13 protein-coding genes are annotated in these 13,038 nt (G+C 74.1%); 7 read left to right on the forward strand and 6 right to left on the reverse strand.

Annotated features, from left to right (window positions below; translation table 11 throughout):
- Positions 1-140 precede the first annotated feature (140 nt).
- The 3 genes from ACFOWE_RS08190 to ACFOWE_RS08200 all read left to right on the forward strand — a co-directional run bounded on the left by ACFOWE_RS08190 (position 141) and on the right by ACFOWE_RS08200 (position 1,472).
- Complete coding sequence (locus ACFOWE_RS08190) at positions 141-374, forward strand: hypothetical protein (protein WP_377286520.1); 234 nt, start codon at positions 141-143, stop codon at positions 372-374.
- Positions 375-435: 61 nt separating this feature from the next.
- Positions 436-1,056 carry a TetR/AcrR family transcriptional regulator gene (locus ACFOWE_RS08195; protein ID WP_377286521.1) on the forward strand — a complete coding sequence of 207 codons (621 nt, stop codon included), beginning with the start codon at positions 436-438 and terminating at the stop codon, positions 1,054-1,056.
- 185 nt (positions 1,057-1,241) lie between these two features.
- Positions 1,242-1,472, forward strand: a complete 231-nt coding sequence (locus ACFOWE_RS08200) for a DUF3107 domain-containing protein (RefSeq protein WP_377286522.1) — start codon at positions 1,242-1,244, stop codon at positions 1,470-1,472.
- A gap of 81 nt (positions 1,473-1,553) precedes the next feature.
- Here ACFOWE_RS08200 and ACFOWE_RS08205 read toward each other — a convergent pair whose 3' ends face one another.
- Positions 1,554-2,204, reverse strand: coding sequence for a ferritin-like fold-containing protein (locus tag ACFOWE_RS08205; protein WP_377286524.1), 651 nt, complete (start codon positions 2,202-2,204; stop codon positions 1,554-1,556).
- A gap of 402 nt (positions 2,205-2,606) precedes the next feature.
- On the opposite strand from ACFOWE_RS08205, the gene ACFOWE_RS08210 reads away from it, so the two are divergent.
- The 3 genes from ACFOWE_RS08210 to ACFOWE_RS08220 all read left to right on the forward strand — a co-directional run bounded on the left by ACFOWE_RS08210 (position 2,607) and on the right by ACFOWE_RS08220 (position 6,529).
- Positions 2,607-4,493 (forward strand): DEAD/DEAH box helicase, encoded by a 1,887-nt coding sequence (locus ACFOWE_RS08210; RefSeq protein ID WP_377286526.1) that lies wholly within the window; start codon positions 2,607-2,609, stop codon positions 4,491-4,493.
- Between the two features lie 98 nt (positions 4,494-4,591).
- A complete protein-coding gene (locus ACFOWE_RS08215; protein WP_377286527.1) occupies positions 4,592-5,464 on the forward strand; it encodes an alpha/beta fold hydrolase in 873 nt (290 codons plus the stop codon).
- 147 nt (positions 5,465-5,611) lie between these two features.
- A complete protein-coding gene (locus ACFOWE_RS08220) occupies positions 5,612-6,529 on the forward strand; it encodes an oxygenase MpaB family protein (RefSeq protein ID WP_377286529.1) in 918 nt (305 codons plus the stop codon).
- A gap of 78 nt (positions 6,530-6,607) precedes the next feature.
- On the opposite strand, the gene ACFOWE_RS08225 is transcribed toward ACFOWE_RS08220, so the two are convergent.
- The 4 genes from ACFOWE_RS08225 to ACFOWE_RS08240 all read right to left on the reverse strand — a co-directional run bounded on the left by ACFOWE_RS08225 (position 6,608) and on the right by ACFOWE_RS08240 (position 9,860).
- Positions 6,608-7,555, reverse strand: a complete 948-nt coding sequence (locus tag ACFOWE_RS08225) for a RecB family exonuclease (RefSeq protein WP_377286530.1) — start codon at positions 7,553-7,555, stop codon at positions 6,608-6,610.
- 8 nt (positions 7,556-7,563) lie between these two features.
- Positions 7,564-8,277 (reverse strand): MBL fold metallo-hydrolase, encoded by a 714-nt coding sequence (locus ACFOWE_RS08230; protein ID WP_377286531.1) that lies wholly within the window; start codon positions 8,275-8,277, stop codon positions 7,564-7,566.
- 99 nt (positions 8,278-8,376) lie between these two features.
- Positions 8,377-8,991, reverse strand: coding sequence for a MarC family protein (locus ACFOWE_RS08235; protein WP_377286533.1), 615 nt, complete (start codon positions 8,989-8,991; stop codon positions 8,377-8,379).
- Positions 8,992-9,215: 224 nt separating this feature from the next.
- Complete coding sequence (locus tag ACFOWE_RS08240; RefSeq protein WP_377286534.1) at positions 9,216-9,860, reverse strand: DUF6758 family protein; 645 nt, start codon at positions 9,858-9,860, stop codon at positions 9,216-9,218.
- A gap of 89 nt (positions 9,861-9,949) precedes the next feature.
- On the opposite strand from ACFOWE_RS08240, the gene ACFOWE_RS08245 reads away from it, so the two are divergent.
- Positions 9,950-10,354 carry an NUDIX domain-containing protein gene (locus ACFOWE_RS08245; protein ID WP_377286536.1) on the forward strand — a complete coding sequence of 135 codons (405 nt, stop codon included), beginning with the start codon at positions 9,950-9,952 and terminating at the stop codon, positions 10,352-10,354.
- Here ACFOWE_RS08245 and ACFOWE_RS08250 read toward each other — a convergent pair.
- Positions 10,317-12,926 (reverse strand): hypothetical protein, encoded by a 2,610-nt coding sequence (locus ACFOWE_RS08250; protein WP_377286537.1) that lies wholly within the window; start codon positions 12,924-12,926, stop codon positions 10,317-10,319. The genes ACFOWE_RS08245 and ACFOWE_RS08250 overlap by 38 nt on opposite strands.
- Positions 12,927-13,038 lie beyond the last annotated feature (112 nt).

The raw sequence follows: 13,038 nt of genomic DNA on the forward strand, positions 1-13,038 counted from the left end.
GCCAAGTGCGTGGAAACACTTACCAATGAGGCACATACCCGCCACAACGGATCCGATGCCCAACCTTGCCTGGCACGGCGGGGACGGCGACGTACGCTGGGTGGCGTCCAGTGTTCACGGGAGGACGGAAGGACGGACCGATGTCGGAGATGGACGTGAACGAGACCGCCCTCGAGGAGATCGACGACACCGTGTCCGAGGAGGCGCCCGCGGGGACGGGCATCGAGACCCCGGAGGCCGACGTCGCCGAGCAGCTCCAGGAGGTGCGCCCCGGCGGGCGGGGCTGGCCCGACCGGATCCCCTTCGACGCGGACCCCGCCGACGCCGCGGACCAGAGCCGCGAGGTGGAGCTCGACGAGGACGACTATCGCTGACCTGGTTACTCACGCGTAGGATGACCCGGAGACAACAGGAGCATCCCGCAAGGAGACCGCCGTGACCACTACCCCGGACGCCAAGCCCCGGGGCACCCGGCTGCCCCGGATGGCCCGCCGCCGCCAGCTGCTCAGCGCGGCGCAGGAAGTGTTCGTGGAGAACGGCTACCACGCGGCCGCGATGGACGAGATCGCCGAGCGGGCCGGGGTCAGCAAGCCTGTGCTCTACCAGCACTTCCCCGGTAAGCAGGAGCTCTACCTGGCACTGCTCGACCTGCACGTGGACGACCTGATCACCCGCTGCCGGGACGCGCTCGCCTCCACCACGGACAACAAGCAGCGCGTCCAGGCCGCGATCGGCGCCTTCTTCGAGTTCGTCTCCGAGCAGGGCGAGGCCTTCCGCCTCGTCTTCGAGTCCGACCTGCGCAACGTGGCCCCGGTCCGCCAGCGCATCGAGCGCAACCTCCGCGAGAGCGCCGAGATGATCAGCCACGTCATCCAGGAGGACACCGGCTGCCCCAGCGACGAGGCGCACCTGCTGGGCGTCGGCCTGGTCGGCATGGCCGAGGTCAGCGCCCGCTACTGGCTCAGCAGCGGGGGCTCCATCCCGAAGGACGCCGCCACCCAGCTCATGGCCCGCCTGGCCTGGCGCGGCATCTCCGGCTTCCCCCGCACCAGCTGACCTCCGCACTCACCGCGGACACTCGCTGAGGGCTCACTGGGGGCTCACCGGGGGCTCGCCGAGGGCTCACCGTGACGCCGGCGCGGCGCGGATCCCCCGTGGTGTTCGCTTGACGCGATCAGCCGGGGCGCGGGGCTCCCGGGAGGGCAACGATGGGACAAGAGCCCTCACCGAAAGGGAGCCCAATGGAAATCAAGATCGGCGTGCGGTCCGTGCACCGCGAGCTCGTGGTGGAGACCGACCTCTCCGCCGAGCAGGTCGAGGAGGAGCTCGGCAAGGCCCTCGTCGCCGACCGGGGCGTCTTCTCCATCACCGACGTCAAGGGGCGCCGGGTGCTGGTGCCCATGGCCTCGCTCGGCTTCGTCGAGATCGGCGAGGAGGAGGCCCGGCCCGTCGGCTTCGGCGGCACCCTCTAGACCAGGCGTCCGGCCGTGGCTCCGGGGCCGGCCCCGGAGCCACGGTCCCGGCGTCACGGTCCCGGCGTCACGGTCCCGGCGTCACGGTCCCGGCGTCAGCCCCAGGGCCGCCATCCGCCTGCCGTGCGCCTCGCTCAGCCGGCTGAACATCCCGGTGACGTCCTCCCCGTCCCCGCTCACCAGCAGGGCGGCCAGCTCCGGCCGGGCCTCGGCCACCCGCCGGCCCTGGCTCAGCGCCTCACCGACCATCCGCCTGGACCACAGCGCCAGGCGCCCGTTCAGGGTCGGGTCCTTCTCGAGCGCCGCGCCGACCCGGTCCGCCGCGAACCGGCAGCGCTCCTCGTCCTGGAGCACCTCCTCGACCAGCGCCCCCGTCTCCTCGTCCACGCGGGAGGCCGCCTCCCGGTAGAAGTCGAGCGCGATCCCCGTGCCGACGTACGCCTTCACCAGGGCCTCCATCCAGTCCTTCGGCGCGGTCAGCTCGTGCCAGCCGTCCAGCGCCTCGACGAACGGGGCCATCGCCTCCTCCGGGTCCGCCCCGACCGACACGAGCCGGTCGCGGAGCAGGCGGAAGTGCGCGTACTCGGCCGCGGCGAGGTCGCCGAGCTCGGCCCGGTCGGTGAGCGTCGGCGCGTGGCGCGCGGCGTCCTCGGCGAGGCGGAGGAAGGCGGTCAGCTCGGCATAGGCGAGGACGCCGAGCAGGTCGGCGACGCCGGGGCGGGAATCACTCATGGCGGCAGCCTACGAGCACCTCGCGAGATCGCTGAACCGGCGCCGCCGCACACGGAGCCGTCCCGTCATTCACGCCGAATGCCAGGAAATCGGTTCCCGGTTGTGGTATCGGGTACACTCGCCTGTGAAAGTGCGACCGCACTGTGTTATTCAGGAGGCCCATCCTGAACGCCCCCCTGAAAGTCGGCGTGACGCCGCAGCGGTCGCTGATGACATGAGAGGGCTGGCCCTTCCGCGAGGACCCGGCACGGGGAGACTTTCGGCCCGTGGTCCCGGCAGGACTGCCTTCAACGGAGATTTAGGCAGGCCAAGCTGACGACGTTCCGAGACCTCGGAGTCACACCGGAGATCGCCGATGCCCTCGCCACCGAGGGCATCACCACGCCGTTCCCTATCCAGGAGATGGCACTACCCCTGGCCCTCGCCGGCCAGGACATCATCGGCCAGGCGCGCACCGGCACCGGCAAGACCTACGCCTTCGGCGTGGCGATGCTCCAGCGTGTCGGCAAGCCCCGCAAGAACCGCAAGAAGCCCCGCGGGCTGATCGTCGTGCCCACCCGCGAGCTGGCCGTCCAGGTCACCGACGACCTGGTCACGGCCTCCGGCAAGCTGGGCTCCCGCATCCTCACCGTGTACGGCGGGCGCGCCTACGAGCCCCAGATCGAGGCCCTCCAGCAGGGCGTCGACGTCATCGTCGGCACCCCCGGCCGTCTGCTCGACCTGGTCAAGCAGAAGCACCTGGACCTCTCCCAGATCGGCTCGCTCGTCCTGGACGAGGCCGACCGGATGCTCGACCTGGGCTTCCTGCCCGACATCGAGCGGATCATCAAGCTCGTCCCGGCCGAGCGCCAGACGATGCTGTTCTCCGCCACCCTGCCGGGCGAGATCGTCGCCCTGTCCCGGCGCTACCTCAACCGCCCCACCCACGTGCGGGCCGAGAGCAACGACGCCGAGGCCGAGGCCACCCCGCAGACCACGCAGTTCGTCTGGCGCACGCACCGGATGGACAAGATCGAGATCCTGGGGCGCCTCCTGCAGTGCGAGGGCCGCGGGCTCACGATGGTCTTCTGCGAGACCAAGCGGGCCTGCGACCGGGTCGTGGAGGACCTCAAGGAGCGCGGCTTCGCCGCCGCGGCCGTCCACGGCGACCTCGGTCAGGGCCAGCGCGAGCAGGCCCTGCGGGCCTTCCGCAACGGCAAGATCGACGTGCTGGTCGCCACCGACGTCGCGGCCCGCGGCATCGACGTCGACGACGTGACCCACGTCGTCAACTACGACTGCCCGCAGGACGAGAAGTCGTACGTGCACCGGATCGGCCGCACAGGCCGGGCCGGCCGTACCGGTGTCGCGGTGACCTTCGTGGAGTGGGAGGACCTCACCCGCTGGAAGGTCATCAACAACGCCCTCTCGCTCGACTTCGCCGAGCCGGTCGAGACCTACTCGACCTCCCCGCACATCTACAGCGCCCTGGGCATCCCCGAGGGCACCAAGGGTGTGCTGCCGCGCGCCAACCGCTCCCGGGCGGGACTGGCCGCCGAAGAGGTCGAGGACCTCGGCGAGACCGGCCGCGTCCGCTCCCGCGGCGGGCGCAGGGGCCGTGACGAGGAGCAGCAGGAGCGCCGCGAGCGTCCCGTCCGCACGCGCGAGCGCCGTCGCACGCGCGGCGGCCGGCGCGGCGAGGAGGCCGCCGCGGAGACGGCGGTGGCCGCGGTCCCCGCCACCGAGGCCACCGAGGCCGTCGAGGTCTCCAGGACCCCGGTCGCGGAGACCGCCGTCGTGGAGACCGCCGTCGTGGCGGTCCCCGAGCTGCCCGGCATCGCCGCGGAGGTCCCGGCGGCTCCCGCCGCCGAGGAGCCGCGCAGGCGGCGCGCGCGCGCCGCGCGGACGGTCGAGGAGACCGCGGCGCCGGCCGAGGCCGAGGAGATCCGGAGCCCTGTCGCCGAGCTCCCCGAGGTGGAGGCAGATATGGCATCCCACGACGACGGGCCCGCGTCCCGGCGCGGCCGTACCCGCAGGAGCGGGCGCGACCAGGAGACCGGCTCCGGCCGGTCCGCGGCGGGCGAGGAGACCGAGGACTCCCGCTGGGACGACGATGACGAGCCCGCGGCCCCCGCACCGCTCCCCCAGCCCGAGAAGATCATTCCGCCGAACCCGTTCACGGTGATCTTCCAGTCGCCGGATCTGGCGACGGACGACGACGAGGTCGCCCCGTCGGCCGCCACCGAGCGCGTCCAGAACCGCCGCCGCCCCGCTCCCAGAGGGCAGCAGAGGCCCCGCCGGGGCAACTGACCCGGTACGCGGAGGGGGAGCGTCCCAGGCGTCGCGCCCCCTCCGCCGCCCACCGGAAGCGGCGAGCCATCCCGCCCGGAGAGGTATCGTGGTCTCACGTGAGTACGCCGCGCTTTCTGACCCTGCCTCCCGGTGTCCGCTCGGTCTCGGTGGACACGGCGGTGGGCACGTTCGCCGCTCTGGAGGCGCTGCCCGTCAGCGGCGTTCCCGAGCGCTGGCCCGCCCTGCTGGTCCCCGGCCTCACGGGCAGCAAGGAGGACTTCATCGCCGTCCTCCAGACGCTCGCCCAGGCCGGCCGCCGGGTCGTCGCGGTCGACATGCGCGGCCAGTACGAGACGAACGGCCCGGACGATCCCGCCGCCTACACCTGCGCGGCGCTCGGCAACGACATCGACGTCCTGGCGCAGAGCGTCGGTGACGGCGAGCCCGTCCACCTGGTCGGCCACTCCTTCGGCGGCCTGGTCACCCGGGAGGCGGTCATCGACGGCCGCACCAAGTTCGCCTCCTACACGCTGATGAGCTCGGGGCCGGCCGCGATCGTGGGCCCGCGCGAGCGCTTCAGCCGCCGCATGCTCACCGAGCTGCCCGAGCGCGGCATGCAGCACCTCTGGCACGACCGGATGGAGCCGGAGGCGCTGGCCGCCGGGGTGCCCGACGAGATCGTCTCGTTCCTGCGCAAGCGGCTGTTCTCCAACTCGCCCGTGGGCATGGACACCATGACCCGCCAGGTGCTCTCCGCCCCCGACCGGTGCGACGAGCTCGCCCAGGTCGGGGTGGACCTGCTGGTCCTGTACGGCGAGCACGACGACGGCTGGCCGCCGGCGATGCAGTCCGAGATGGCCCACCGGCTGGACGCCGAGTGCGTGGTCGTGCCCGGGGCGGCCCACTCCCCGGCCGTGGAGGCACCGGAGACCACGGCCGCCGCGCTCACCCGCTTCTGGAACACCGCAGAGGCCCGGCTGCTCAGCTGAGCCGTGCCCTGACCAGCGGGGACCGGCGCACGGCAGGGCCGCTCCCTCGGCGTCGCGCCGGCGTCCCGCACCTCGTGACCTGGCCTTTCCCGTTCCGGGCACCCCTGTTGGACGACTCATCCAATGCCATGTAATTATCTGCTTACTATGCAGAGCATCGAAGACCTCGTCGTCCAGCCCCCGCACACGTCGACCTGGCTCGTGCACATCGACCGCTCCATGTGGATCGGCGGAGTCCGCGGCCTCATGCTCCAGGCACTGCACCCGCTCGCGATGCGCGGCGTCCGGCAGAACTCCACCTTCCAGGAGGATCCGTTCGGGCGGCTCCGCCGTACCGCCGACTTCGTGGGCCGGGTCACGTTCGGCAGTCCCGCGGAGGCCGACGCGATCGGCCGCCGGGTCCGGGCCATCCACCGGAGCTTGCGCATCGACGACCCGGAGACGGGCAGGCTCCACCGGGTGGACGATCCGGAGCTGCTGCTCTGGGTGCACTGCGCCGAGGTCTCGTCCTATCTGGAGGTGGCGCGGCGGGCGGGTCTCGGGCTCACCGGCCGCCAGGCCGACCGCTACCTCGCCGAACAGCGCCGCAGCGCGACCTACGTGGGCCTGCACGCCGAGGACGTGCCCGGCTCGCTGGCGGAGATGGAGGACTACCTCGCCCGGGTGCGGCCCGCGCTGAAGGTCACCCCCGAGGCCGCCGAGACCGTCCGCTTCCTGCTCTGGCCGCGTCTCCCCGCCGAGTTGCGCATGCTGAACCCCGGCAAGCCCGCCTACTTCCCGTTCGGCGCGCTCTGCTACTACACGCTGCCCGGGTGGGCCAGGGAGATGTACGGCGTGCTGCCCGAGGTGCCGCCCGGCGCGGTGACCGCGGCGCTGAAGGCGTTCCGGCTCAGCGCGAACGCGATCCCCGAACCCGTCCACGACCGGGTCTTCACCCCGCAGACCCGCGAGATGCTCACCGCCTGCCGGGACCGGCTGGCCTCGGCGGGCTACGACCTGAGCAAGGGGCTCAAGGGACTGACCGACCCGCGCCGCTGGCCGGACGGGGCCACGCAGGCCGCCTGACCTGCACGGACAGCGGCGGATCACCTCCGGAGGATGCTTCTCCGGCCCTCCGCCTCGCTCCGGCCGCTCCAGGGGCTCTCAGGCGTCGGCCAGGCCCTCCCAGGGGAGCTTGCCGGGGGCGGCCGCCTGGCCGTCGGGGCAGTGGCCGCGGAAATCGCACCACGAGCAGAGCGGGCCGGTGCGCGGCGGGAAGATCGCGTCGATCTCCTCAGGGACCTGCGGCGGGGTGTCGTCCACGCCCTGCCCCCGGTGCTCCGGGTGTCCTCGCCTGCTCTGTCCGCCCCGCCGCTCCCTCGGCCCGGAGCCCCGTCCGGCCGCCCGCGCCCACTCCTCGTAGCGTTCGTCGGCCCGCGCGGCCTCGGTCCCGATCTCCTCCGCCCGGCGCAGGTGCCGGTCCAGGGACTCGTCGGTGTGCTCCCAGCCCACGACCGATCCGGTCGGCAGGTGGTGGAGCTCGACCCGGTGGCAGGGGCGGTGCATCGTCCGGGAGGAGGCGACGGCGTAGACGGCCAGCGCCAGCGAGGAGCGGGCGTCCTCCTCGCCCGGCGGGCGGCGGCCGGTCTTGTAGTCGACCACGACCAGTTCCCCGCCCCGCCGGTCGAGCCGGTCGACCCGGCCGGACAGCGCCAGGACGGAGGTCCGGGCGGCCACGGTCCGTTCGACTCCGACGGGCTCGTCCGCCGGGTCGAGGGTCGCGACGTAGCCGGCGACCATCTCCCGCGTCCGGTCGAGCCAGGCGGCCGACTGCTCGGCGTCCCGGAACCCGTCGGTGATCCACCCCCTGGCCAGCAGGGACTGCGCCGCCTGGGGGGTCCGCCGCTCCCGCGGCTCCCGCCACCAGGCGGCCAGGGCGTTGTGCACGCTCACCCCCACGCTGGTGTGCGCCCAGCGCGGCCCCCGCTGCGGCTTCGGCCGGTCGAGGTAGGCGAACCGGTAGCGCCGCGGGCAGTCCAGCCAGCCGTTCAGCCGCGACGGCGTGCATGAGTACAGCCGCCGCGGCATGCCCTCCAGGGGGAGCTGGTCCATGCGGGAGGCTAGTCGCCGTCGACGTTCAACCGGATGCCGGCCGCGCGCGTCCCGTCGGCCAGCGGGCCCTCCTCCGCGTCGCCGCCGCCCCGGGTCAGCGAGCCGGACAACCAGGCGTCGAACTGCGGCTCCAGGTCGCCGATGCTCGACTCCTCGCCGTGCGCGGGCAGCACGCGGGTGCCGGACTTCAGCGTGAACAGCCGCCCGCCGATCGCGGCGAGCTGGTCGGCCAGCGCGGGGTACTCACCGCCGATCCTGCCCGGGCCGTCGGCCAGGAGCGTCTTGCCGGTGAAGACCGCGTCCAGGGCCTCGCAGTAGAGCGAGATGCCGCCCAGCGTGACGCCGGGGGTCGTCACGACCTCCAGCTCCACGTCGGCCACCGCGAACACGCCCTCGTCCTCCAGGTCGATGTCCGGCCAGGTGTCCGGCCAGGTCCGGCGCCACAGCGGCTTGTCCTTGGGATGCATGGCGATCACCGCCTCGTCGCGGGAGGCCACCTCGATGGCCGCGCCGACGTGGTCGGGCAGGCCGTGAGTGCAGATGACGGCGAGCACCTCACGCTCCCCGACCTGCTCCAGGATCTTGTCCGCGTCACGCGCGGCGTCGATGACGATGACCTCCTCGTCATCACCCACGATCCAGGTGTTGTTCTCGACCTTGTGCTCGGTGCCGTCGACGTCGACGACGCCCTCGGTCACCACTCGCTCGATACGCGCTGTCACGCTTACGAACTTTACTGCCCTCCCGCCGCCCCGTCCGAATCCGCGGCGCCACCGTGCCGCGCCTGTCGCCCCGGCCCGCCGCAGTCCCGCCGCCCGCCGCTATCCCGCCGCCACGAGCGTGCGCACGGCGGTGACGATGAGCTGTACGGCGAGCGCCGCGAGCAGCATGCCCGCGATGCGGTTGACGAGCTCGATGCCGTTCTCCTTGACGACCCGGACGATGGCCACCGCGAACCGCATGAACACCCAGAGCAGGAGGTGCACGGCCGCGATGGCCAGGGCCAGCGCCAGGATGCCGCCCCTCTTGTCCACCGCCTGCTGGGAGAAGACGATGGTCGCGACGATCGCGCCGGGGCCGGCGAGCAGGGGCGTACCGAGCGGGACGAGGGCCACGTTCACGTTGGACTTCATCGTGCCGGGTGGCGGCTCGGTCTCCCCGGTGAGCAGCTGCAGGGCCACCAGCAGGAGCAGCAGCCCTCCGGCGATCTGCATGGCCGGGACCTCCACGTGCAGATAGCCGAGGATCGCCTGTCCGAAGACCGCGAAGACGACGATCAGGCAGAACGCGACGATGGGCGCCTGCCAGGCGACCCGCCTGCGCTCGGTGACGCCGCGGCCGCTGGTGTAGGCGAGGAAGAGCGGAATGGTGCCGGGCGGGTCCATGATGACGAACATCGTCACCAGCGCCTCGACGAAGAACTGGATGTCGAACACATGCCCCCTCGAGCCTGAGCGGAGGGGGGACGTCTGGTGGCCGTCTCGGCGTCATCTCGGCGGTGCCGCCCCGGCGGCGCGTCCTGGCACCCCTGCGGCGCGTCCTGGCGCCCCGGTGGCGTCCTGGTGCTGTCCCGGAGGCTCGGTGACGCCGGGGTGGCGGCGCCGTCTCGACCGTGCCGGACGCGTGCCGGGCGCGGACCCTGGACCCCCGGGGCCCCGCGTCAGGTGCCCGTGCCGCTCAGCCGCGGCGAGAAGGCGCCGAAGGGCAGGTCGAAGACCTGACCGTCGTCGCGCAGGTCGCGCAGGGAGAGCTCGAAGAGGGCGACCAGGCAGCCGGCGTCGGCGGGCCAGACGATGGTCCACAGCCAGTCGCCCATCGCCTCCCCGGCGTAGACCGCGCGGTCCGGGGCTCCGCCCGCGACGCACCAGAGCGCGGCCGGGTGGCCGTTGACGTCGATCTTCGCGTGCGGCGGGCCGTCACCGAAGTCCTCACCCGGGTCCGGCCCCGGCAGTCCGCCGAAGCCCGCGCCGAGCCCCACTCCGGGCTCCTCCGCGATGATCAGCATGTCCGCGGGCCCCTGCGTCACCGAGGGCCCGGACAGTGCGACGACGGTGGCCCGGACGCCGCTGCGCTCGTCACCCGCCGAGGCGAACCCGGTGAGCAGCCAGCCGGCCGGGAGCGGCCACGGCGTCCAGGCGGGGACGTGGGCGTCCCGGGTCACGGCCTCCACCGCCGCCTGCGACGGGTGCAGCGCCGGCTGCAGGGGCAGCACGTCGCCGTGCAGACCGCATCGCCAGGCGCTCGACCAGACACTCGGCGGATGGAGCGGGCCGAAACAGCGTGGACAGATGGGCGATGCTCTCACGCCTACCCACGGTGCTCTTCCGGTGACCGGTCAGTCAAGACCCCAGTCCGTTATACAGCCGTAATCTTGTTCAGGTGCGCGTAAATTGTGTGGGAGCGATCATCTTCGACCGCTCCCGGAGGCTGCTCCTCGTCCGCCGAGGCCGTCCGCCCGGCGAGGGCCTGTGGTCGCTGCCGGGCGGACGGGTCGAGCCCGGCGAGTCCGACGCCGAGGCCGTCGTCCGCGAAGTGGCGGAGGAGACCGGACTGACGGTCTCCGCCGGCCCCCTGGCCGGCACGGTGGACCGCCCGGCCCCGGGCGGGGCCGTCTACGAGATCCGCGACTATCTGGCCGAGGTCACCGGTGGCGAGCTCGCCGCGGGCGACGACGCCGCCGACGCCCGCTGGTTCGCCCTCGGGGAGCTGCCGCGGCTGCCGTTGACCCCCGGCCTGCTGGAGGCGCTCACCGGCTGGGGCGTCATCGGTCCGCCGTCAGGGTCGAGCGCCACAGGGTGAGGTGGTCGGTGTCGTAGGTGGTGGACCTGCCCAGGGCCACCACCTGGTCGCCCGCGACCGCGACGGCGCCCAGCCACTGGACGCCGTCACCGGACAGCCGCCCCTGGGCGGGCGTGTGCCGCTGCCAGGAGCGCCCGTCCTCGGAGGTCCACACGGCGCTGTCCTCCTCGCCCGGTTCACCCTGCCGGCCCACCGCCACCACTCCGTCCGCCGTCGCCGCCAGGTCGTGGACGGCGGCCGTCCGGTCGGCGGGGAGCCAGGTCGTCTCCCAGGTGGACCCGTTGTCCCGGGAGACCGCGCTGAACGCCCGGCCGCCCTCCGGGGTCCGCGCGACGCCGACCGCGACGACCTGCCCGCCGTACGTGACCACGTGCCGCAGGCCCGCCGAGGTCGCCCCTTCGGGCAGCAGGGGTTTGCGCGCGGTCCAGGTGACTCCGTCGGCCGAGACCCAGACCACCCCGGTCTCGTGCCCGGCCGTTCCGGAACCGCCGACCGCCATGTACCCCGAGGAGGTGGGCGAGACGTCGTGCAGGCGGACTCCGGCGCCGCCCGCGGGCAGTTTCTCCGCCCGGGTGTAGCGCCTCAGGTCGGCGGAGAACCACAGCACCGGGCCGGAGGCGGCGGTGCCGCGCTCCTCACCGGCCAGGACGTAGCCGGCCGGTCCTGCCGCGACCGCGTGCGGGGCCAGGAAGTCACGTCCGGCCGCGGGCTTCAGCGCCCCCTCCGCCGGGACCCTCCGCCAGGCCCCGCCGTCGGCGGAGGTGACCAGCAGCGGCTCGGTCGAGGAGGGACTGCTCATCGTCCCGCCCACCGCGAGCCAGCCCCGCCTGCCATGCGCCACGTCGCTGAGCACCTGCCGGTGCGCGCCTCCGAGGATCTGTGCCGGGCCACCCGCCCGCCAATCCTCTCCGTCCGGGCTGACCCAGATCCCGGCGTCGCCCCTGACCGCGCCGACGGCGACGAAACCGCCCTCCCCCGCGGCCAGGCGGGCCGTCTCGCGCGCCACCCGGACCAGGCCCTCGATCTCGGCCAGGGGGACCGCCTTCGCCTCGGCCCCCCTGGCCGCCGTGATGAGGACGAGCCGGTTGTCCACCTCTGCGGCCCGCTCGTCGCCTCCGACGACGAGCGTGCCCGTGCCGGAGAGCGCGAGCGCCCGCAGCGAGCCCTGCACCCGGCCGAGATCGGCGGTCCGCTTCCAGTCGCGGCCGTCCGGGCTGCTGTGCACGGCGTAGCGCTCCAGTCCCGACTCGGTGACCGCGGCCACCCCCTCAGGGGTCGCGGTCAGGCGTTTGACGCCCGAGCCCTGCGGATCCAGCCCGGTGATGGCGCCGCAGCGCTCCCACCGGCCGCCGTCCGCCGAGCAGTGGACGGCCACCTCGCCCTCGGCGCCGCGCTGCCGGATCGGGACGAGCACGAAGCCCTTCTTCACCGCGGCGAGCGTGCCCGGCTGCGGGACCACGCCGTCCAGCGCCACCCCGGACCCCGACCAGGACCTTCCGCCGTCGCCGGAGCGCAGCACGACCGATCCGGAGCCGCCCCGGGCCGCGTCGGCCAGCGCGACCACGGCGTCGCCCCGGGCCGCGACCGCCTTGAGCCCGCCGATCCGGTCGGGGGCGCCGATCTCGTCCGTCTCCACCCGCGTCCAGCTCCGCCCGTCGGGCGAGACCCAGGCGGCGGCGCCCGGGGCGCCGTCGCCGAGGAGGGTGCTGCCGACCGCGACGAAGCCCGAGGCGGTCCGGGCCAGGTCCGTGATCCTGTCCCCGTCCGCGAACGCGGTCAGCGCCCCGGCGTCCACCGCGCTCCAGCGATGGCCGTCGACACTGGTCCACAGGCCCACGGTACGGCCGGCGGTGCCGGGCGGCTCGCTCCCCGCGGCCAGCCACCGGTCACCGCCGACGGCGACCAGGCCGACCGTGGTCGGGCCGCCCTCCTGGCCGGTGAAGCCGGTGACCTTCCCCAGTCTCCAGGTCGTGCCGCCGTCCGGGGAGACCAGGAACAGCGGCCGGGGTACGGGCCTGGTGGTGTCGCTGCCGACCGCCACCACCGTCGAGCCCGCCGCGGCGACCGCGTTGAGCACCTGGCTGGACCCGTCGCCGCCGCCGTCGACCGGGGCGACGAAGGTCCCGTCCCCCGACTGGAACTCGCCGCCGGCCAGGCGCAGCCCCGTGGCGAACGAGTCGCTCACCCAGCCCCACAGCGCCAGACCTCCGCCGACGGCCGCGGCCAGGACGAGGACCAGGACCAGCGGGACCGCCAGGGCGCGGACGCCCCCGCCCCGTCGCGGGCTGGAGCGGCGCGCGGCCGAGGGTGCGACCGAGGGGCGGTGCCGGCCTCCGCCCGCGCCGTGCCCGCGGGGCGGGCCGGAGGCCACCAGGAGGTCCGGACCGGCGGGCCTGCCTCCGGGCGGGCGCCCGACCCGCCGCACCGGCTCGAAGCCGTCGGCGCCGTCGGCGCCGTCGGCGGTGTCGGCAGCGGTGTCGGCGGTGTGCCGGGTGCCGCCGTGCCACTCCTCGGGGTCCGGCCGGCCGGGATCCGGCCGTACCGGCTCCTGCCGCGCGGAGTCCGCCCGCACGGGGTCCCGTCCCGGTACGGCGAGCGGATCCGCCGGAGGTTCCGGCGGAGCGGACGCGGCCGCAGACCCCCCCGGAGGTTCCGGCGGAGCGGACGCGGCCGCAGGGTCCCCC

Origin of the sequence: Planomonospora corallina, from assembly GCF_042650625.1 — a bacterium.
GTDB lineage: Bacteria > Actinomycetota > Actinomycetes > Streptosporangiales > Streptosporangiaceae > Planomonospora_B > Planomonospora_B corallina.